Annotated in this window: 23 protein-coding genes; 18 read left to right on the top strand and 5 right to left on the bottom strand. The window is 35.7% G+C overall.

Annotated features, from left to right (window positions below; genetic code table 11):
* Positions 1-39: 39 nt before the first annotated feature.
* The 3 genes from AC6CHH_RS03990 (at position 40) to AC6CHH_RS03980 (ending at position 4,204) form a co-directional block, all read left to right on the top strand.
* Positions 40-2,445, top strand: coding sequence for an ABC transporter permease (locus AC6CHH_RS03990; protein ID WP_498279974.1), 2,406 nt, complete (start codon positions 40-42; stop codon positions 2,443-2,445).
* Positions 2,446-2,550: 105 nt separating this feature from the next.
* Positions 2,551-3,213: an ABC transporter ATP-binding protein gene (locus AC6CHH_RS03985; RefSeq protein ID WP_498279972.1), complete on the top strand. Its 663-nt coding sequence runs from the start codon at positions 2,551-2,553 to the stop codon at positions 3,211-3,213.
* 142 nt (positions 3,214-3,355) lie between these two features.
* Positions 3,356-4,204: a transglutaminase-like domain-containing protein gene (locus tag AC6CHH_RS03980; protein WP_498279970.1), complete on the top strand. Its 849-nt coding sequence runs from the start codon at positions 3,356-3,358 to the stop codon at positions 4,202-4,204.
* A gap of 25 nt (positions 4,205-4,229) precedes the next feature.
* Here AC6CHH_RS03980 and AC6CHH_RS03975 read toward each other — a convergent pair whose 3' ends face one another.
* Complete coding sequence (locus AC6CHH_RS03975; RefSeq protein WP_498279968.1) at positions 4,230-5,327, bottom strand: hypothetical protein; 1,098 nt, start codon at positions 5,325-5,327, stop codon at positions 4,230-4,232.
* Between the two features lie 126 nt (positions 5,328-5,453).
* Between AC6CHH_RS03975 and AC6CHH_RS03970 the strand changes: the two genes are divergently transcribed.
* The 12 genes from AC6CHH_RS03970 to AC6CHH_RS03915 all read left to right on the top strand — a co-directional run bounded on the left by AC6CHH_RS03970 (position 5,454) and on the right by AC6CHH_RS03915 (position 15,366).
* On the top strand, positions 5,454-6,104 hold the full coding sequence (locus AC6CHH_RS03970; protein WP_498279966.1) for an epoxyqueuosine reductase QueH: 651 nt from the start codon (positions 5,454-5,456) through the stop codon (positions 6,102-6,104).
* A gap of 73 nt (positions 6,105-6,177) precedes the next feature.
* Positions 6,178-6,720: a YceD family protein gene (locus AC6CHH_RS03965; RefSeq protein ID WP_498279964.1), complete on the top strand. Its 543-nt coding sequence runs from the start codon at positions 6,178-6,180 to the stop codon at positions 6,718-6,720.
* 14 nt (positions 6,721-6,734) lie between these two features.
* Complete coding sequence (gene rpmF / locus AC6CHH_RS03960) at positions 6,735-6,926, top strand: 50S ribosomal protein L32 (protein ID WP_498279962.1); 192 nt, start codon at positions 6,735-6,737, stop codon at positions 6,924-6,926.
* Positions 6,927-7,030: 104 nt separating this feature from the next.
* Positions 7,031-7,969: a phosphate acyltransferase PlsX gene (gene plsX / locus AC6CHH_RS03955; RefSeq protein ID WP_498279960.1), complete on the top strand. Its 939-nt coding sequence runs from the start codon at positions 7,031-7,033 to the stop codon at positions 7,967-7,969.
* Positions 7,970-7,975: 6 nt separating this feature from the next.
* Positions 7,976-8,965 (top strand): beta-ketoacyl-ACP synthase III, encoded by a 990-nt coding sequence (locus AC6CHH_RS03950; RefSeq protein ID WP_498279958.1) that lies wholly within the window; start codon positions 7,976-7,978, stop codon positions 8,963-8,965.
* A gap of 65 nt (positions 8,966-9,030) precedes the next feature.
* Positions 9,031-9,519, top strand: coding sequence for an acetyl-CoA carboxylase biotin carboxyl carrier protein (accB, locus tag AC6CHH_RS03945; protein WP_498279956.1), 489 nt, complete (start codon positions 9,031-9,033; stop codon positions 9,517-9,519).
* A 57-nt stretch (positions 9,520-9,576) separates the two neighbouring features.
* On the top strand, positions 9,577-10,938 hold the full coding sequence (accC, locus tag AC6CHH_RS03940) for an acetyl-CoA carboxylase biotin carboxylase subunit (protein WP_498279954.1): 1,362 nt from the start codon (positions 9,577-9,579) through the stop codon (positions 10,936-10,938).
* Between the two features lie 90 nt (positions 10,939-11,028).
* Positions 11,029-11,901, top strand: coding sequence for a twin-arginine translocase subunit TatC (gene tatC / locus AC6CHH_RS03935; protein ID WP_498279952.1), 873 nt, complete (start codon positions 11,029-11,031; stop codon positions 11,899-11,901).
* 7 nt (positions 11,902-11,908) lie between these two features.
* Positions 11,909-12,346, top strand: coding sequence for a ribose 5-phosphate isomerase B (rpiB, locus tag AC6CHH_RS03930; protein ID WP_498279950.1), 438 nt, complete (start codon positions 11,909-11,911; stop codon positions 12,344-12,346).
* 17 nt (positions 12,347-12,363) lie between these two features.
* On the top strand, positions 12,364-13,950 hold the full coding sequence (locus AC6CHH_RS03925) for a M28 family peptidase (RefSeq protein ID WP_498279948.1): 1,587 nt from the start codon (positions 12,364-12,366) through the stop codon (positions 13,948-13,950).
* Positions 13,951-14,169: 219 nt separating this feature from the next.
* On the top strand, positions 14,170-15,093 hold the full coding sequence (locus tag AC6CHH_RS03920) for a DnaJ C-terminal domain-containing protein (RefSeq protein WP_498279946.1): 924 nt from the start codon (positions 14,170-14,172) through the stop codon (positions 15,091-15,093).
* Positions 15,094-15,096: 3 nt separating this feature from the next.
* Positions 15,097-15,366: a chaperone modulator CbpM gene (locus AC6CHH_RS03915; protein ID WP_498279944.1), complete on the top strand. Its 270-nt coding sequence runs from the start codon at positions 15,097-15,099 to the stop codon at positions 15,364-15,366.
* Between the two features lie 26 nt (positions 15,367-15,392).
* Here AC6CHH_RS03915 and AC6CHH_RS03910 read toward each other — a convergent pair whose 3' ends face one another.
* The 4 genes from AC6CHH_RS03910 to arfB all read right to left on the bottom strand — a co-directional run bounded on the left by AC6CHH_RS03910 (position 15,393) and on the right by arfB (position 18,475).
* A complete protein-coding gene (locus AC6CHH_RS03910) occupies positions 15,393-16,154 on the bottom strand; it encodes a hypothetical protein (protein WP_498279942.1) in 762 nt (253 codons plus the stop codon).
* A 151-nt stretch (positions 16,155-16,305) separates the two neighbouring features.
* Positions 16,306-17,538, bottom strand: a complete 1,233-nt coding sequence (locus tag AC6CHH_RS03905) for a TonB family protein (protein ID WP_498279940.1) — start codon at positions 17,536-17,538, stop codon at positions 16,306-16,308.
* Positions 17,539-17,554: 16 nt separating this feature from the next.
* On the bottom strand, positions 17,555-17,926 hold the full coding sequence (locus AC6CHH_RS03900; protein WP_498279938.1) for a BlaI/MecI/CopY family transcriptional regulator: 372 nt from the start codon (positions 17,924-17,926) through the stop codon (positions 17,555-17,557).
* A gap of 138 nt (positions 17,927-18,064) precedes the next feature.
* On the bottom strand, positions 18,065-18,475 hold the full coding sequence (gene arfB / locus AC6CHH_RS03895) for an alternative ribosome rescue aminoacyl-tRNA hydrolase ArfB (protein ID WP_498279936.1): 411 nt from the start codon (positions 18,473-18,475) through the stop codon (positions 18,065-18,067).
* A 102-nt stretch (positions 18,476-18,577) separates the two neighbouring features.
* On the opposite strand from arfB, the gene bshA reads away from it, so the two are divergent.
* From bshA to frr, 3 genes are all read left to right on the top strand, one after another.
* Positions 18,578-19,720, top strand: a complete 1,143-nt coding sequence (bshA, locus tag AC6CHH_RS03890; RefSeq protein ID WP_498279934.1) for an N-acetyl-alpha-D-glucosaminyl L-malate synthase BshA — start codon at positions 18,578-18,580, stop codon at positions 19,718-19,720.
* A gap of 61 nt (positions 19,721-19,781) precedes the next feature.
* Positions 19,782-20,486, top strand: a complete 705-nt coding sequence (gene pyrH, locus AC6CHH_RS03885) for a UMP kinase (protein ID WP_498279932.1) — start codon at positions 19,782-19,784, stop codon at positions 20,484-20,486.
* A gap of 35 nt (positions 20,487-20,521) precedes the next feature.
* Positions 20,522-21,085: a ribosome recycling factor gene (gene frr, locus AC6CHH_RS03880; protein ID WP_498279930.1), complete on the top strand. Its 564-nt coding sequence runs from the start codon at positions 20,522-20,524 to the stop codon at positions 21,083-21,085.
* Positions 21,086-21,178 lie beyond the last annotated feature (93 nt).

Below are 21,178 nucleotides of genomic sequence, written 5' to 3'. Positions count from 1 at the left end.
AGAATCATTATCAGTCACCTATTTAAACTATAAAATAAAATGTTTAGAAATCACATAAAAATAGCATTTCGATTTATCAGTAAGAAAAAGGGGCAAAATTTAATTAACGTTGTTGGTTTAATTTGTGGAATTACATTTCTGATGATTGTTGCTGCTTATATATGGGACGCGTACCGAGTCAATGCAGAATTAAGGAATAAGGATCAGCAATATCTTTTGCAAAGTTCTTACAAAAAAGAAGGGTTAGGTTTGGAATTAACGACCATTGGTGCATTACCCAAAGCTTTGAAAGAAGAGTATCCAAATCTAGTAGCCAATTATTACCGAATAGATGGTCTTACGAGTATTGTATCAAATGGGAAAGATAATTTTGAAGAAAGCATTACTTTAGGTGATGCATCACTGTTAACCATGTTTGGTTTTTCCTTACATGAAGGTAATCCGAAGACCGCCTTGCTCAAACCATTTTCTGTGGTTCTTTCTGAAGATGCAGCTTTAAAGTATTTCGGAAAATTAAATATTATTGGAGAAGAATTAACAATCAGTAATTTCAGTGGAGAAAAACACGGATTTATGATCACTGGTGTCATCAAGCAGAACGCACAAAATTCCGTAATTGATTTAACACCATCGCTCCACGCCAATATCTTTTTACCTGTGGTCAATCAAGAATTTTTCGCTCGCGATATAGATAACTGGAATAATGTATACATTCCTGGCTTTATCGAATTACAACCAGGTGTCTCCCCTGCTCAGTTACTTGAACCCATCAATACCTTGGTAGGCAAAAACAAGAATAAAGAATTTTCTGAAAATTACAGCCCACAGTTAAAGCCCTTAAAAAGCTATTACTTAGATGATAATAAGGGAGCGGTCAGGAAAATGATTAATATACTGCTATGGATTTCTGGTTTTATATTATTAATGGCAATCATAAATTTTATCAATTTCAGCATCGCTCAAAATATAAATCGATTAAAGGAAATTGGTGTTCGAAAAATAATGGGAGCTTCCTCTAGACAAGTCGCAGTTTTATTACTCACCGAGTATATTGTACTGGTTTTCTTAATTAGCCTATTTTGTATTCCTTTATACAGTATTGTGTGCCCATTATTTGAAACGGTATTCATGCGAAAGCTTCCGACGCTAAGTGAGTTACCTACTTACTTTTTCTTCGCTTTGATTGCCTTATCCATCATAATTGGTTTGTTAGCGGGTTTATACCCTGCTTTGAAATTGTCTAAAAATGGAATCTTAGCATCTGTCAAATATCAGTTAGTGAGGGTTAAAACAAAATATTTTGTCCGGCATTCCCTGTTGTTTCTTCAGTTCACTGTAGCCATTATCATCTTGATCTCAACGGTAGTTATCTCGAAACAAATACAACTGTTTATGGAAGGCAACATCGGTTACAATAAGGATTACTTGATGACGATCCAAGCGCCAAGGGACTGGAGCTCTTCTGGGGTCAAAAAGATGGAAACCATTCGTCAGGAATTACGCCAATTATCGCAAATCGAGTCTATCAGTCTTTCGTATGAGACGCCAAACAATTTAATTACGCAAGCCAAAGTCTTGAAAAATGAAAAATCGGATGAGGACATAAATGCGCAAATGATTATCGCTGACAAGTCCTTCGCCCAAACCTATCAGATCCCTCTCCTTGCTGGTCAATTCTTTGGGAGACCGGAGCTTAACACCAATGCTAACATGGAGGTTGTCATTAATAAAAACGCCTCACAAACAATGGGTTATAGCACTCCCGAGGAAGCAGTAGGACAGCGTATCTCCATCTTTGACGGAAAAGACAAAGCAATTATTACAGGCGTGACTGATGACTTTATTGCCAATTCCATGCACGATCCATCGGTACCTGTTGTTTGGTTAAATGTCGCTGAAGTCACGCAATATCGTTACCTGTCCATTAGATTAAAGCCAGGATCTCTCGCAGCATCTATCGCGCAAGTTGAAAAAAAATGGAAACAACTCTTACCAGACGCCCCTTTCGCGTATCAATTTATGGATGATCGGATTAAAAAAATGTACGAAACGGAGCTACAATTACAGCGGGCATCCCAGAGCGCAACCTTCATTTCCCTTTTAATTATCTCCCTAGGTATTATGGGATTGGTTTCCTTAGCAATAAATGCGAGAGGGAAAGAAGTGGGTATGCGAAAAATATTGGGTGCTTCAATAACGGACCTATTAATCCTATTTTCTAAAGAATTTTATTTCGTATTCTTCCTCGCAATTCTGACGGCAACACCCATCAGTCATTTTATCATGCAACAATGGCTTCAAAACTTCGAGTTCAGAATAGAAATTTCTGCCACAACATATCTCATACCATTCATTATCTTAACAGGGCTACTAAGCTGTGTGGTCCTTTTTGTGCTCCTTCGATCCACTACATTTAATCCAATAGATAAATTAAGAGATGAGTAACCATTCAACAAACGAAAAATTGACCTATAAAAGTAATGCCTACGAATCGAATGACAATCAACAACAGGTTCTTAAAATTCACGCAAAATTATTAAATTACAATTCATGATTAGACTAAAAAATATATTCAAGTGGTACACTGTCGGAGGTACCAAATCATTCATCCTAAAAGACATTAATTTAACAATTGAGGAAGGCGACTTTATTTCCATCATGGGACCATCAGGTTCAGGAAAATCCACTTTATTAAATATCATTGGTATGTTGGATGAACCTAATGAAGGGCAATATTCCTTTTTAGATGAAGATGTATTCGCTATGAAGGCTAAAAAAAGATCGCAACTTTTTCAATCCCATATTGGTTATGTTTTTCAGTCGTATCATTTAATTGACGAATTGACTGTTTATGAAAATATAGAAACTCCTTTGATCTACAAAAATCTCTCCTCATCAGAGCGTAAAAGCATTGTAAGTGATTTATTAGACCGGTTTAACATCGTGGGTAAAAAAGACCTCTTCCCTTCTCAATTGTCAGGTGGTCAGCAGCAAATCGTAGGAATTGCAAGAGCTTTAGCCATTTCACCAAAAATATTATTGGCTGATGAACCCACAGGAAACCTAAATTCTAAACAAGGAGAAGAAATAATGCAGCTCTTTAACGAATTGAATCAGGAAGGGGTAACCATTATTCAAGTAACACATTCAGATAAAAATGCTGAATTTGGAAAACGAATAATCAATCTTTTGGATGGGCAAATAAAACATTAAACTAGACAGAGCCTCACGAAACATATAAAAACAACTTAGAAAACGTATTTAGGATTAAAAAATAAACAAGAGAATACGAGATTCAATGACCTGCTTTATGGAATATTTTTTGTAAAGTTTCAATTATTTCGTAAATTTCAATGTGGAAGAGAAAGAATTAAAAGCGCTGATTTATTTATTAGGTGACCCTGACGCAGACATATATAAGGAAGTAGAGCACAAGTTAATTACATGTGGTCCGGAAGCCATACCCATGTTAGAACACTCATGGGAAACTTCTTTTGACCCTATTTCTCAAAGCAGAATAGAAAATATTGTTCACAAAATTCAATATGATCAAATAAAGAACGAATTGCAATTATGGCGATTAAACAATTCTGAAGATCTATTGGAAGGCCTATTGGTTGTAAACCGATATCAATATCCAAATCTGAATGAAGAAGAGGTTTATTATCAACTGGCAGAACTCCGCAGAAGTGCATGGTTTCATTTGATGTATGACATGAGTCCATTTGAGAAAGTGAAATTGTTGAACAATATCATTTTTAGAGAATTTGGATTATCAGGAAATACAAGCAATTATCACGATCCACAAAATTCGTTCATACATAAAGTTCTAGAAAGTAAAAAGGGAAATCCAATCAGTCTTGCGTGCATTTATGCGCTGGTTGCTCAAAAATTAGACATTCCAATTTATGGTGTCAATTTACCGAAACATTTTGTATTGGCCTACCTAGATAGTGAGAACAGTGATAAAGTTGCTTTCTATATCAATGTATTTAACAGAGGTCAGATTATGAAAGAAGAAGACATTACCGCATTTCTTCGCCAGCTTAATCTTCCTCAATCAGATCAATATACCCTGCCTTGTGATAATCTAGCCATTATCAGAAGGGTATTACGCAATTTAATGGCCGCTTACGATCACGTAGATAACGCTGAAAAAAGATCGGAAATAGAGATTTTATTAACCCTGATGGAAGAAGATTAAAATAGCAAGGGCATTAAAATTAACATTAATCTCTCGCGTCTAGGGAAATGCTAACAGGAGTAGATACATCTGGCATCCGATCCTGTTTGTACTGAAATTCCCCATTAGGCTCAACATTTCCATTATCAGATTTTAAAAATCGATAAACGGCTTTAGAAACCGGATCGGCAACATACAAATATTTACTGTCCTTTCTAAAATCCAGTTCTACATCAACTGGTTGTTTTAATTGCGTTAGAGGGCCTGTGATGATTCTCGATGGCGTGATGGTTCCAGAATTTTGACTAATTGTAGAAAAATTCTCAAAAATTAAAATTCTGCCTTGGTACGTTGCAGATGCTCCGGATCCGGTTTGAATAAAATCTGTAAGTGCTAACATATTGTTTACGGTATCCACCGACATCCCTCTGATATTATTGGCATTTTCAACCCTTAAACTGCGAGTAGGTACCAAATCACTTTTTAAAGAATCTCTGCTACTGATTAGGTTCTCATAAATATCTATTCCAGCTTCACTACCAGATTTATTAATTAATAAATTACTGTTGACAATAGTTAAGTCCCATGGGGTCAATTCCTCCTCGTTTAAGAACGAAAAAGTTTGTCCTGGTTTGCGATCATCAGCTAACCCTCTTGGTCTGTCAAGAACATATACCCTGGGATTAGGATCAACATCTATAAGGTAAAGTTTATCCAAATTAGGATGAAAAGCCATTCCACGAACAGCCCTCAATACTTTATTGGGGATTTTTGGAAGAGTTTCCAAAGCACCACTCAATTCACCTACTGATAATTTATAAAGAAAAGTGTCTATAGCGGAATTATTAGTGGCAGAATGAAAAATCCTTTGTGCTGATGGATTAAAGTAAATGGTATTACCTCCTTGAGCTTCTGAGCGAAACGGTTGAATAATACCACCCATATTCGTGGAGTCATCCGAAAAAGGCAATAAAACAACGTTATTATATCGTGTTTCTCCAGTATTAGGCTGATAGTTCGAATAGGAAATATACAATCTCGAAATAGAGGCGTTTTCAGGTGGTTCGTCGTCCGTACGTTCACAAGAACTATAAACCAAAACACAAACGACTAAAAGTATGAAATAGAAGGACCTAACTGTCATCTTAAGAATATTTTATTACAAATATAAAAAATTATCCGTCTTGCCAACCAGATCAAGAGACCAATAAGTGTTAAAGTTGCTTTAACAAATGCTTTTACGTAATATTGCAAGAGAAATTCTATAGCAATGCAAAACAAAGAATTTGTAAGAGAAAAGTTAGAATTGCCAAAGGGTGGAAAAAAATTATTGCTACACTCTTGTTGTGCGCCTTGTTCGGGAGAAGTCATGGAAGCCTTAATATCGTCGGATATTGATTTTACCATTTATTTCTACAACCCGAATATCCATCCTAGAAAGGAATACGATTTACGTAAAGATGAAAACATTCGCTTTGCAGAAAAGCATAATATTCCCTTTATAGATGCTGACTATGATGTAGATCATTGGTTTGAGTTGGCTAAAGGCATGGAGAATGAACCGGAGAAAGGTTCTCGATGCACGATGTGTTTCGACATGCGGTTTGAAAAAACAGCAGAATACGCCGCTAAACATAATTTTGATGTGATTTCCAGCTCTTTGGGCATATCGCGTTGGAAAAACATGGAGCAGATCAATGATTGCGGATTACGTGCTGCTTCAAGGCACGAAAACATGGAATATTGGACGCTGAATTGGCGTAAAAAAGGCGGATCAGCAAGAATGTTGGAAATCAGCAAAAGAGAGAAGTTTTATATGCAGGAATACTGTGGCTGTGCTTACTCCCTAAGAGACACCAACAAATGGCGCATGGCCAATGATCGTCAAAAAATTGAATTAGGTAAAAATTATTACGAATAGCCTGTAGATTTTTTAAAATAAATTTCATTTATACTTAATTAATCATTACTTTTGCAGGCTTAAATACAAGATTGTGAAGTATCTAAAAAAATACAGAATACCCTTTTCAGGTCTTTCGACAGGTAAACACAGTTTTGACTTTTATATTGATGAAAAGTTCTTTGATTGTTACGAAGATTCAATTGCTAAAGACGGCGATTTAAAAATTGCAGTTCAACTCCAGAAACAGGAAGACATGTTGATTGCAAATTTTGACATCCAGGGTAGCCTAAAACTAACTTGCGATGTATGCCTGTCAACGTTTGACTCCCCAGTCCATATAGAAGAACGTGCATTCGTTAAGTTCGTTCAGGAAGACTGGAATAAGGATAGCGAAGAAATAGTTGTTCTTTCAAAAAACGACTATGAATTGGATATTGCACCTCTGCTTTATGAATACATAAATGTAGCGGTACCTCTTTACACCAAATGTAGTGAACAAGGGAACGGTATTAGCTGTGACCCTGAAATGCTAAACTGGATTAAAAGCGAAACAGAAGACACTTCTCCATCAATTGAGGAAAATGAAAGCATTGACCCACGTTGGGAAGCATTAAAAAATATTAAAAATAACTAAAACACAAATACGAGATGGCACATCCAAAACGGAAAACTTCTAAATCAAGAAGAGACAAAAGAAGAACTCATTATAAAGCAGAACTTCCTAGCTTAACTGTTTGTAAAGAAACTGGTGCGGTACATATCCCTCACCGTGCTTATACAGTAGACGGTAACTTATACTACAACGGTAAATTAATCATTGAGAATACCGCCGTTGTCTAAAGACAATTTTCTAGAAAACATCCCAAAAGAGTGTAATATTTTAAAATATTCACTTTAACTTGGGATGTTTTTTGCGTATTATTGAATATTCTAAATAATAACGAATGAAGATTGGACTAGACGTCTCGGGAGGAGATTTTGCACCTGATTCGAATATAAAAGGGGCAATTGAAGCTCAAAAATTGTTGGAAGAGACCCAGCGTATCGTGCTTTTTGGCGATGAAATTGCCAATAGAAAAGCGATTGAGGAGGCCGGATCGGATTCTTCAAAATTTGATTTTGTCCATGCGCCTGATATAATCAGCATGCATGAACATCCCACTAAAGCGATCACACACAAACCAAATTCTTCTATTGCAAGAGGTTTTGAGATGCTTAAATCCGGAGAGATTGACTCTTTCTCTTCAGCGGGCAATACAGGAGCTATGTTGGTTGGAGCCATGTTTAGCGTAAAAACAATTCCTGGAGTGTCAAGACCTGCTATTGCGACGAACGTTCCTAAATTAAAAGAAGGTTTTGGAATCTTATTGGATGTAGGTGCAAATGCAGACTGTAAACCTGAAATGTTAAATCAATTTGCTATTTTAGGCAGTTTATACGCTGAATATGTATACGGAATACCTTCTCCAAAAGTGGGATTATTGAATATTGGTGAAGAAGAAGAAAAAGGAAATAACCTAACCATTGCTACCTACCCCTTATTAAAAGAAAACAGCAAAATAAATTTTATCGGAAATACGGAGGGTCGTGACCTATTCAATGACCATGCTGACGTAATTGTTTGTGATGGTTATACCGGTAATGTAGTTTTAAAACTTGCTGAATCATTTTATGTAGCAACTCTTAAAAAAGGCTTTAAAGACGAATTTTTTGATCGTTTTGACTATGAAAGATATGGTGGAAGCCCAATCTTAGGTGTAAACGCACCTGTACTCATCGGTCATGGCATCTCAACGCCTACGGCTATAAAAAACATGGTTTTACTGTCAAGAGATATGATTTCTTCAAATTTTATTGAAAAAATCAGATCAGCATTTAATTAAAAAAATATGTCGAAAATTCATGCAGCCATTACTGCTGTAAATGGCTATGTTCCTGACTATATCTTAACCAACAAAGAGTTGGAAACCATGGTCGAAACTAACGACGAATGGATTGTAAGTCGTACTGGAATCAGTGAAAGAAGGATTTTAAAAGATCCTTCGAAAGCGACCTCTGACCTTGCTGTACCCGCGGTACAAGGCTTACTTAAAAAAAGAGGAATTGAAGCAACAGACATAGATCTAATTATTTTCTGTACAAGCACCCCAGACATGTTATTCCCTGCAACAGCAAATATTTTAGCTGATAAAATAGGTGCGAAAAATGCATGGGGATTTGATTTGCAAGCGGCTTGTTCTGGATTCATTTTTGGATTAAATACTGGAGCACAGTTTATTGAATCAGGGAAACATAAAAAAGTTTTGGTTATTGGCGGAGACAAGATGTCCTCAGTTGTCAATTACGAAGACCGCAACACATGTATCCTTTTTGGTGATGGGTGTGGCGCTGTGTTGCTAGAACCCAATGAAGAAGGAAATGGATTAATTGACGCTGTTTTAAAAACAGATGGATCGGGAGGTCAATACTTAAATATTAAAGGAGGCGGATCATTAAATCCAGCTTCACATCAGACTGTAGATGCAGGACTACACTATGCTTACCAAGAAGGTCGAACAGTCTTTAAATTCGCAGTAACGAACATGGCTGACGTAGCCGCGGAAGTTATGGAAAGAAACAATCTATCCTCAGAAGACGTGGCATGGTTAGTTCCTCACCAAGCGAACAAAAGGATTATTGATGCAACAGCTGATCGTGCTGGATTACCAGAAGAGAAAGTAATGGTCAATATCCAAAAATACGGAAATACAACTAGTGGAACTATTCCATTATGTTTATGGGAATGGGAAAGCAAACTAAAAAAGGGCGATAATCTAATATTAGCCGCTTTTGGTGGAGGCTTTACATGGGGCTCAATTTATTTAAAATGGGCCTACTAATCCACAAGATTTTATTACCTTTATAGCTAATCATTTTTTCAACAATTAAACAAACCTGCTAGCATATGAGTATGGACATTAAACAAATTCAAGACCTGATAAAATTCGTTTCAAAATCGGGTGTGAATGAAGTAGCAATCGAAGAAAAAGATTTTAAAATAACAATAAAAACCAATCAGGAACCTACTTACGTTACGGCATCAGTTCCAACACAACAAGCTGTACCTGTAGCTTCTGCACAATCACCAGCTCCTACACCAGCTCCTCTCGCCACACCAACTCCAGCAGTAGCTGTAGCGGATGATACTGCAAAATACATCACCATTAAATCTCCGATTATTGGAACGTTTTACCGTTCAGCAGGACCAGATAAACCTGCATTCGTAAACGTAGGCGATGAAGTGACTAGTGGGAAGGTTATTTGCATTATTGAGGCAATGAAATTATTCAACGAGATTGAATCTGAGGTTGCCGGTAAAATTGTCAAAATTTTAGTAAATGATGCACAACCAGTAGAATACGACCAGCCTTTATTTTTGGTAGATCCTAGTTAATTTTCAGATAACTGAACTTAACTATACAAAAAATAAAGTGTTACATTAGTCAAAATTATGTTTAAAAAAATATTAATTGCCAATAGAGGTGAAATCGCACTCCGAATCATCCGTACTTGTAAAGAGATGGGAATTCAAAGTGTGGCGATTTACTCAACAGCTGATCGCGACAGTTTACATGTTCGTTTTGCTGATGAAGCGGTATGTATCGGTCCTCCTGCGAGTAAAGATTCTTATTTAAATATCCCAAATATTATTTCAGCCGCAGAGCTAACAAACGCTGACGCAATTCATCCAGGATATGGGTTTTTATCAGAAAACTCAAAGTTTTCTGCAATCTGTGCTGAGTACGGCATCAAATTCATCGGTGCAACCGCAGACCAGATTGAAAAAATGGGAGATAAAGCTTCCGCTAAAGAGACAATGAAGTTAGCTGGAGTTCCAATTGTGCCTGGTTCCGATGGATTAGTTCAAGACATAAGAACGGGTATAATAACCGCTAATGAGATTGGTTATCCGGTCATTCTTAAAGCAACTGCAGGTGGCGGTGGCCGCGGAATGCGCATCGTTTGGAAAGACGAAGAATTTGAACCTGCATGGGATTCTGCCCGTCAAGAAGCAGGAGCAGCATTCGGAAACGCTGGATTATATCTGGAAAAATATGTGGAGGATCCCCGTCATATTGAAATTCAAGTCATTGGGGATCAATACGGAACCGTATGCCACTTATCTGAACGTGATTGCTCAATTCAAAGACGCCATCAAAAACTGGTAGAAGAGGCACCCTCTCCATTTATTACAGCTGAATTAAGATCCAAAATGGGTGAAGCCGCAATTAAAGGAGCTCAAGCAGTCAAGTATGAAGGTGCTGGAACAATCGAATTTTTGGTTGATAAACACCGTAACTTCTACTTCATGGAAATGAATACCCGTATCCAAGTAGAACATCCAGTTACTGAGGAGGTAATCAATTTTGACTTAATAAAAGAACAAATAAAAGTAGCTGCAGGTATTCCAATTTCTGGAAAAAGCTATGAGCCAACCATGCATGCTATTGAATGCCGAATCAATGCAGAAGATCCGTTTAATAATTTTCGTCCATCACCCGGCAAAATCACGAATTTCCATTCCCCAGGAGGTCATGGAGTGCGTGTAGATACTCACGTGTATTCTGGATACAGCATCCCTCCTAACTACGATTCAATGATTGCCAAGTTGATCTGTGTTGCACAAACACGCGAAGAAGCAATCAATACGATGGAGCGCGCATTAAGTGAATTTGTTATCGAGGGAGTGAAAACCACCATACCTCTTCATTTGCGTTTAATGCGTGATCCGAACTTTAGAGCAGGGAATTTCACAACAAAATTTATGGAAACTTTTGACCTTACAGAGTATCCAGATGAAGAAGTTGTATAAAATTTACTTTACATAACTAAAACATGCCATTCTTCTGCTGAAGAATGGTATTTTTGTTTCTCAGGAATATTAAAAGCGCACCAAAAATACATGTCCAGAAATATTAAACTTATTGAAGCAATTAAAAATAAAGGGAAGAACTTAGAATCTGAAATGTCATTCTTTGATCACCTAGAAATTCTAAGATGGCACATCATACGTTCCGTCATTGCTATAACCGTATTTGCAATCCTATCCTTCACGTTTTACGATTTTGTATTTAATGAAATCATTATGGGCCCAAAAAGCCTCGATTTTTGGACTTACAGAATGATGTGTAAAGTTGGCGCTTTACTAAATCTGGAAGGATTTTGCGTAGAACAGATTCCATTCAACATTATCAATACAGAATTGGCGGGACAATTCATGTTACAAATCAACTCTTGTCTTTTAATGGCAGTCGCTTTAGGTTTCCCTTACTTATTATTTGAGGTGTGGCTGTTCATCAAACCTGCTTTAAGTGAGATAGAAAAGAAGTCAGCAAGAGGTTTTGTATTCTACGCCACTTTGTTGTTTGCAATTGGGGCATTATTTGGATACTATATTGTAGTACCACTTTCGGTTAACTTCTTGGCAAACGTATCTCTAAGTATTGAAATTACGAATCAAATCACTATAGATTCGTATTTATCAACAATTGCTACATTAACTTTAGGTTGTGGAATTATATTTTTATTACCAATTTTGATTTTTATTCTTTCAAAAATTGGCATAATGACTCCTGAGTTTATGCGGGCTAGCCGTAGATATGCTGTGGTTATCATTTTGGTAATTGCTGCAATTATCACTCCTACTGCAGATATTATAACCCTATTGACAGTAAGTGCCCCCATGTTTCTCCTGTATGAATTGAGTATAATGGTGTCTGCAAAGGTGAAAAGAGCTAAAGAACAAGCTGAAAAAGAGTTTTACAACACAAAATAAAAATACCATGTCTAAAAAAATCGCAATTGGCAGTGATCATGCTGGATTTGAATACAAAACCGAATTAATCACATTCTTAAATGAATTAGGTTACACGGTTCAAGATTTTGGGCCCTCAACAGCTGACTCAGTAGATTATCCTGATTATGCTCACCCGGTAGCCATGAGTGTTGAGAAGAAAGAAAATGAACTTGGCATATTGATATGTGGCAGTGCAAACGGTGTAGCTATCTCAGCGAATAAACACCAAGGCGTTCGTGCTGCAATTTGTTGGTTAGAGGAAATTTCAGCTTTAGCTCGTCAACACAATGATGCAAATATAGTATGTATTCCAGCTCGATTTATTGATTTAGATTTGGCTAAACGTATATCAAAAACCTTCTTAACAACTGATTTTGAAGGTGGTCGTCATGCAAATCGAGTTAATAAAATGAGTTGTATCTAATCAATGATAATAGTTTCATGAAAAAATATCTAATTCTTTCACTTTTAATTCCGACGATCTTTAGCTGTTCAGTCGGACAGGACATTGCTCAGAAAAAATATGCAAAACTGCTAACTGAAGAATCTGCCAAGCAACATCTAACAATATTAGCCTCTAGAGAGTTCGAGGGTCGTGGAACTGGTCAACCAGGTGGCCAAAAGACAGTCGAGTATATCGCAAATGAGTTTAAAAAACTAGGATTAAAACCAGCTGTGAATGGATCCTATTATCAACCCGTTGCTTTGGAGAAAACATCCTATGTGGTGGACAACTTCACCCTCAATGGTCAAAACTTTAAAAACGGGATAGATTTTTTCATCCAAGGTGATAACAATCTTCAAAGTTTCAAAGCTGATGAGGTTGTCGTTATTGGTTATGGAATTCAATCGGAAAAATACAACGATCTATCGGGTATTGATATAACCGGAAAAGTAGTTTTGTTTATAAATGAGGGTGAACCTACTGACAAAACTGGTCTATCTATCATATCAGGAACAAAAGAATCTTCAGAATGGGCAACAAGTCGATTTAAAAAAATACAAGAATTAAGCAAATTAAAACCACAATTGATTATTGCAACTAGTTCTCAAAATTCTAAAATGATTGAACGTTTCGGGAATAGGTTAACAGGTGGAAGGTTTAGTTTAAGATCTGAAAATAAGCCGACAGATCCAAGCATGGCTATCCCAGTGGTCAATCTTACAGAGGAAAGAGCAAACGAGATTTTATCTGCGCATAAAACTACCATTTCTCAAATTAAGGAAAAGATTTCAACGACATTAAAACCTCAATCGTTTCAGATCAAGGCGAAATTATCGGCCACTATGGGCATTAAAAAAGAACAACACAATGATCCAAATGTATTAGGATTGGTGGAAGGTTCTGACCTGAAGGATGAAATTGTTATCATATCAGGTCATTACGATCATGATGGAATCTTACCCGACGGAACTTTTTTTCCAGGTGCTGATGACAATGGTTCAGGTACTGTTGGCGTGATGGAATTAGCCAAGGCCTTTGCCGCGGCCAAGAAAGATGGAAAAGGACCAAGGAGAACAATTTTATTTATGGCTTTTGCAGCGGAGGAAAAAGGTTTACTAGGATCCAATTTCTATTCTGAAAACCCAATATTTCCGTTGGCCAATACTGTTACTTGTTTGAATATGGATATGATTGGACGAATCGACGACAAACATTTGGAAGGAAATCATAATTACATCCACGCTATTGGATCGGGAATGTTAAGTAGTGAACTCAAGGCAATCAATGAAAAAGCAAATCAAGAGTTTACGCAGATGGAATTGGATTATATGTACGATGATCCCAAAGATGAGATGCGTATTTATTACCGTTCTGATCAATACAATTTGGCTAAGCATGGTATTCCAGTAATTTTCTTCTTCTCGGGGTTGCATCCAGATTACCACACTCCGAATGACACGGTCGAGAAAATAGATTTTCCGATGATGGCTAAACGAGAAAAATTAGTTTTCCATACCGCTTGGGAAATTGCAAATCGTGATAAACGTTTAGTTGTTGACAAAACACCTGAAAAAATAAAATAACTTTTGTTATATCATATTCAAAGAAAGGATCGGAAATATACTTCCGGTCCTTTGTTGTGTTGAGGACCCAATAACTCAATAAATAATATCTTAATATTCTTACCGATAACCTACCACTCAGATTTTGCTAATGGAAATGCAGAATCGATATTCTGACTTTAATCTTTTCTTAAACAAAACTTAGAACTTCTTGTTTTTAGTATAAATCAATAAATCACGATGGCATTTCTAGATTATTATAAAGTACTGGGCTTGGAGCAATCCGCAAGCCAAGAGGACATCAAAAAGGCTTTCCGAAAATTGGCAAGAAAATATCATCCGGATCTGAACCCCAATGACCAGGAGGCTAAAAAAAGATTTCAAGAGATAAATGAGGCAAATGAAGTACTGACTGATCCGCATAAGCGTAAAAAATACGATCAATATGGCCAAAATTGGAAGAGTGGAGCGGAATATGAAAAAGCGAATCAAACCCAAGATACATCTAGGGCTAATACAAGAAATAATCCATTTGAAGGTTTTGATTTTAATTACGATGGAAATTACGAAACTGGAGAATATTCAGACTTTTTTGAACAAATGTTTGGGTCCCGCTTTGGAAGTGAAAAAAGATCGGGTCGTAGAACCAGCTATAGAGGTAGTGATTTTGAAACTGTTTTAGAACTGACCTTGTTGCAAGCATCCAATACCCATCAGCAAACATTCAATATCAATGGGAAAAATATTCGAATCACCATTCCGGCAGGTGTAGATAATGGTCAAAAAATCAAACTAAAAGGACTAGGATCTCAAGGAACTAATGGAGGTCCTAATGGAGATTTATACATTACTTTCACGGTTAAACCACATCCTAATTTTCAACGTAAAGGAAATGATTTGTACACCAAGATTGATATCGATTTGTATACCGCTTTGTTAGGGGGAGAAACCATTGTGGAGACCTTAACAGAAAAAATTAAAGTAAAGATCAAACCGGAGACCCAAATTGGAAGTAAAATTCGATTAAAATCAAAAGGTTTTCCGGTATACAAAAAAGAAGGAGAATTTGGCGATTTGTATGCTCAGGTTCTGGTAAAACTTCCAACCAATCTAACCGAACAAGAAAAAGAATTGATTCAACAACTAGCAGATTTAAGTAAATAGATCATGGAAAAGACATTATTCAAAGTGATCGATATTTGCAGATCCAATAATATCGAGAGCACTTTTATCAAAGAGTTGCACCAAAACGGACTGATAGAAATAACAGTGATTGAAGAGCAAGAATTTATAGAAGAAGAAGAGCTTGTTCATTTAGAACGTTTTTCAACTTGGCATTATGACCTTGAAATAAATATGCAAGGAATTGAGGTTGTTAGTAATCTACTTCAAAAAATTGAAGAGTTGCAAAACGAGATAAGAATCCTAAAAGGATAAAATACTCAACACAAAGTACTGAGAGATTAATTAACTAGCAGTGTATCTCTGACCAAAAGTTCCTTACTTGCAGATAAGTATTCAAGTACATATAAGTTAGGACATAGTTTTAATTCAATAGGATCTTTATCTTTTTTAGTAAACAATTTAAAAAAGGACATACTTTTGTTCATTCCATTGATGTCATATAACTTCAAAAATAATGTTTTGTTATCCTTTAAAAGTTCCGTTCTTGGGACAATAGTTAGTTGTTTTCTATTTTGAGGTTCGCAATCAAAAATTTGCCATGTATTTAAATAAGTGGTATCCTGTTTCCGTTCTAAAGCATTGATATTAGCAAGGTAATCAAATTTGCAGAATGGACAATTTCGATGCTCCACAGCAAGAGTGTAATATAGTAATGACAATGCCTGTTTATTTCCATAAGGGATATAGGCATGTCGCACATCAATTCCATCGAATGAAAAATCTTTTTGAAAATATTTAGCTCCCTTGTAGTCGACTTCGTTATATCCCTGAAGATTCACATTACGTTTTTCATGTACTACTGCAATGAAATTATAGAACGGCTTCCGTTCAGGAACCGCGGAAAATAAAACTTTGTTGGTACTTTTTTTCAAATCTGTTAACTGCAACATCCGTTCATCCAATGGGTACAAACTCGTAAGGCGAACACCATTTTTAAAGTCTTCCTTCGGAACAAACGATCTATATACCCAAACATTAACGCCATGCTCTTGATTGAAATATTTATCAACATCTTCGAAAAAATATCCGCCTTCAGCCATTTTCTGCGTTTTACAAGAAGAAATACAAAGAAGAAAAAAAAGTATGAAGCATGCCTTTATTGCAAGATTTTCACTTTTCATAGAAAAAATACGACAACTAGCAATTCGAGATTTATATGGTTCCATTTTAAGTAAAATTTTAGAGATTGAGTTACATGGCTGATAAATCTAGACGAATAGGTAAGTTATATCTCACAGCAACAAAATCTCCATTTTTTCGTGCCGGAATCCATAACGGAGCCTGTTTTATGGTTTTAATAACGCTTTCTTCCAAACCATATCCTAATCTCCTAAGAACTTTAAAATCTTGTGCCGCTCCATCCTTGTTGATCACAAAACTTATCTCGATTGTCCCCTTGATCTCATTATCAAGAGCCTCTTGCGTATATTCAAATTTATTATTGACAAATTTCCTGAAATTATTAATTCCACCGGGATATTCTGCTTTTATCTCTACATCCTCAAAAGTAAAAATACTGTCTTTATCAACTTGAACATTAGCAGATTGAGTATTCAAAGATGAATAATTCATGGTTTTTAAGCCTTGATTGTCAGATGGACCCACCATTTGATCAAAATTTCCTTTGCAACTTGAAATTAGGGTAAGTTCTAGAAAAGATAGCGGAAGGATAATAAAATAGCTATACTTAGCCCAGGATTTAGACTGTTTTTTAAATAACATCTCTATCCTGTGTGTTAAAATTGATTTTTCAGAAAAATTATGACCTAAAACTGAACTATTCACTTGCAAAGCTTGCGCTAATAATAATTCAGCATATTGCACTTTATTGTTAGAAAAAAAGGAATCAACCGAACATTCATGTTGAAATTTTAAAGCCTGCTTAAGAAAGTAAATAATTGGATTAAACCAATTAAAAACTTGGACTAATTCCATAAAAAGCAAATCATAACTATGACCAAGTTTAATATGGATATTTTCATGGTTATTTATAATTTCATTTTCTTTTACGAATGAACCCAAACGGACCTTTCCAAAAAAGGAATAGCTTTCATAATCATGTATAGTGTTCTTTTTTTTATATAAAAAATAAAATTTGATAATTAAAATAATCATTGAAATCAATACACCGACCCAATAAGCGAACACCACCCAATCAAATGCATTTAATGATGTTGTTTTTGTATACATCTTAACTAACTCTGCTGATTTGGAACTTCCTAAATTAACCTCAGGCAAATAAATTAAAGGCAACTCAGTGATCTGATTTTTACTAAATAAAACCAAGGGTATGGCAAAAGCTAACCCGACCGAACCAAGAAGATACCATCTGTTAAAGTTGAAAAAAGTTAATTTACTTAAAATCAATCGATAGATTGAAAAAAATAGCAACAAACCTAAGTTGGAAAGAATTAAATAAATCATAAAAAAAATATTGCTGTTACGATTTGTGTTTATTGATCAATTCCAAAATTTCATCTAAATCAGAAACTTTCATTTGCTTTTCCTCTAAAAAGTAGGATAACATTTGGCTTGCGGAATTCTCAAAATAACCTTTTAATAGTTTGCCTGTGATCACTTTCTTATATTCCTCTTTTCGAATTAACGGATAATACTGATGACTTTTTGCAAACACAGTATGTTGAAGATATCCCTTGTTTTCTAAAATTCTAACAATTGTTGACACAGTGTTATAGGCTGGTTTTGGTTCTGGTAATTGGTCAATAATTTCCTTTACAAACCCCTTTTCAATCGACCATAGGACGTGCATAATCAATTCTTCAGCCTTAGTAAGTTCTCTTAAATCCTTCATATTTCAAATCGAATAACTTGAATCTGACCACAATATATAACTAAATATTTAGTTATACAACTATATTCTTAGTTATTGATGATAAAAAAATATATTGCAGGATAATTAAATTGACAAACAGTGATCGTCTAATTTAAACTAAGAGTCATATTTCCAGCCTCGATCCGATTTTTTAGCAGATAGTTTCTTTTTTCGATCAAGTCTTTCCAAGATAACGGATTTAGGAACTTTTGTAATCATGCGGGGTTTATCTGTTTGGAGCCCTTGGTGAAGAATCTCGAAAAACCTTTCAATTACTATTTTTTTATTTCTCAACTGACTCCTATCTTGGGAAGACTCTAAGAGAAGTTTTGAATCCTTTGTAAGTCTATTTGAAAGATTTTTTTGCAAATTACTTTTTTGTTCTTCATTAAATACAGAAGATTGCATCAAGTCCCAAATCAATAAAACTTTGGAAGACACCTTATTAACATTCTGACCACCCTTACCTGACGATCTTGAGGCCTTAAAAATCAGCTCCCTTAATAGTAATTCTTGATTCGCATTCATTGTTGTGAAATTACTGTTTTTTGCAAACTAATAAAATAATTACACAACAATTATAAAAGCATCCTTATCTTTAGTGTACAAATTCAGCAACTAAGGCAATTTATGAAAATAGGCATTGTATGTTATCCTACCTTTGGTGGGAGCGGTGTGGTCGCGACAGAACTTGGAAAGGCTCTTGCGAATAATAATCACCAAGTCCATTTTATCACGTATAGCCAACCGGCCCGCTTGGACTTTTTCTCTGAAAATCTATTTTACCATGAAGTAGCAATAAACCAATATCCATTATTTGATTTCCCCCCTTATGAAACAGCCCTTGCTAGCAAACTTGTAGATGTAGTCCGATTTGAAGGCTTGGATCTTTTACATGTGCATTATGCAATTCCACATGCCTCTGTTGCCTATTTAGCAAAACAAATTTTAGCAACCACTTATGGGATAAATATTCCTGTTGTGACCACCCTCCATGGTACAGATATCACCTTGGTAGGTAAAGACAAAAGTTTTAGCCCTGTAGTAACATTTTCAATTAATCAATCCGATGGGGTTACCACTGTCTCTGAGAGTTTAAAAGAACAAACCTTAAGTTATTTTAAGATCGACAATGACATTCAAGTTATTCCAAATTTTATTGATCTTCATCGATTTAAAAATAAAAACCACGAACACTTTAAAAAAGCAATTGCACCGAATAATGAGCGAATTATAGTACACACCTCAAATTTCCGTAAGGTTAAACGGATAGAGGATGTTGTACGTATTTTTCATAAAATTTCCCTAGAAATTCCGAGTAAACTATTAATGGTTGGAGATGGTCCTGAACGAAGCAATGCAGAAGAATTAGCTCGTGAATTAGGAATTACAGACAACATACGTTTTTTAGGTAAACAAGACGCTATAGAGGAAATTCTATCCATTGCTGATTTATTCGTAATGCCTTCAGGCTCGGAAAGTTTTGGATTGGCCGCCTTAGAGGCAATGGCATGTAAAGTGCCCGTTATTTCGACCAATACTGGTGGGTTACCTGAATTAAATCAACAAGGGTTTAGTGGCTATTTAAGTGAAATTGGGGACATTGATGATATGGCAAACAAAGCTATCCATATTTTAAATAAAGACGATGTACTACAAGAGTTTAAAGAAAATGCATTAATTCGAGCAAAGGATTTTGAGCTCTGTAAAATAGTTCCAATTTATGAAGAATTTTATGCAAGGATAATAACGAAGGTAAAAAAAGGAAATTAATCTAGTTATTCAAAAGCAAAAAGTCATATCTTTGGCTTTTGGAAATATTCCAGAATAAAATATGAAATATAAACGCATCCTACTAAAACTGAGTGGCGAATCTTTGATGGGTGAGCAAAGCTACGGTATCGATATTAATCGTGTTCAACAATATGCTAAAGACATCCAAGCGCTTCATAGCTTAGGCATGGAAATCGCGATTGTCATCGGTGGTGGAAATATTTATCGAGGTCTTAGTGCAGAAAAATCAGGAATGGACCGTGTGCAAGCAGATTACATGGGTATGCTAGCAACTGTGATCAATTCCATGGCACTTCAAGATGGCCTAGAAAAAGAAGGAATAAAGACGCGATTATTAACAGCGATAAAAATGGAACAAATTTGCGAACCATTTATTAGAAGACGTGCTGTAAGACACCTTGAAAAAGGTCGGGTTGTCATCTTTGGCGCTGGAACAGGAAATCCTTATTTTACAACTGACACAGCTGCTTCATTACGCGCAATTGAAATTAATGCAGACGCGGTACTAAAAGGAACTCGAGTAGATGGAATTTACACAGCCGATCCTGAAAAGGACCCCGCTGCTGAAAAATTTGATCATATATCTTTTACTGATGTATATGCCAAAGGATTGAATGTAATGGACATGACAGCATTTACCTTATGTCAGGAAAACAACTTACCAATTATTGTGTTTGACATGAATAAGCCAGGCAACTTATTAAAACTGGCCAATGGAGATAAGATTGGTACTATAGTAAGCTAATTAAAATTATATTTTAAGTAATACAAGATCACGATATGAACGAATTAATTTCACTTCAACTGGAAGATTGCAAAGACGGTATGGCCAAAGCAGTAGCTCATACAGATTCCGAGTTAACAAAAATTCGTGCTGGAAAAGCAAATCCTGGAATGCTTGATGGAATTTATGTTGATTATTACGGCACATCTACTCCACTTGCACAAGTAAGTAACATTAATACTCCTGATGCAAGAACGATTGTGGTTCAACCATGGGAAAAACAACTTCTTTCTATTATAGAAAAGGCTATCATGGAATCAAACATCGGTTTGAATCCACAAAATGACGGAACTATTATTCGTTTAGCTGTACCTGTATTAACCGAAGAACGTCGCCGAGATTTAGTAAAAAAAGCTAAAGAAGAAACTGAAAGAGGTCGTGTTTCAATCCGTAACATTCGTAAAGAATCTAACGAGGCCATCAAGAAGTTAAAAAATGATGGTGCATCTGAAGATGAAATTAAAACAGGTGAAGCTGAAGTTCAAAAACTAACTGATGCTTACATTGCAAAAATCGACCAATTAGCAGAGCTAAAAGAGAAAGATATCATGACTGTTTAATAAAAACAATCTAAAAATATTATTAAAGGATTCTTGAGTAAAGAATCCTTTTTTTTTCAAAAAAATAGGTATATTCATTCTCAAATAGAATCC

It is taken from the genome of Sphingobacterium sp. GQ94 (genome assembly GCF_059758715.1).
This window is presented reverse-complemented; position numbering and strand designations above follow the sequence as displayed.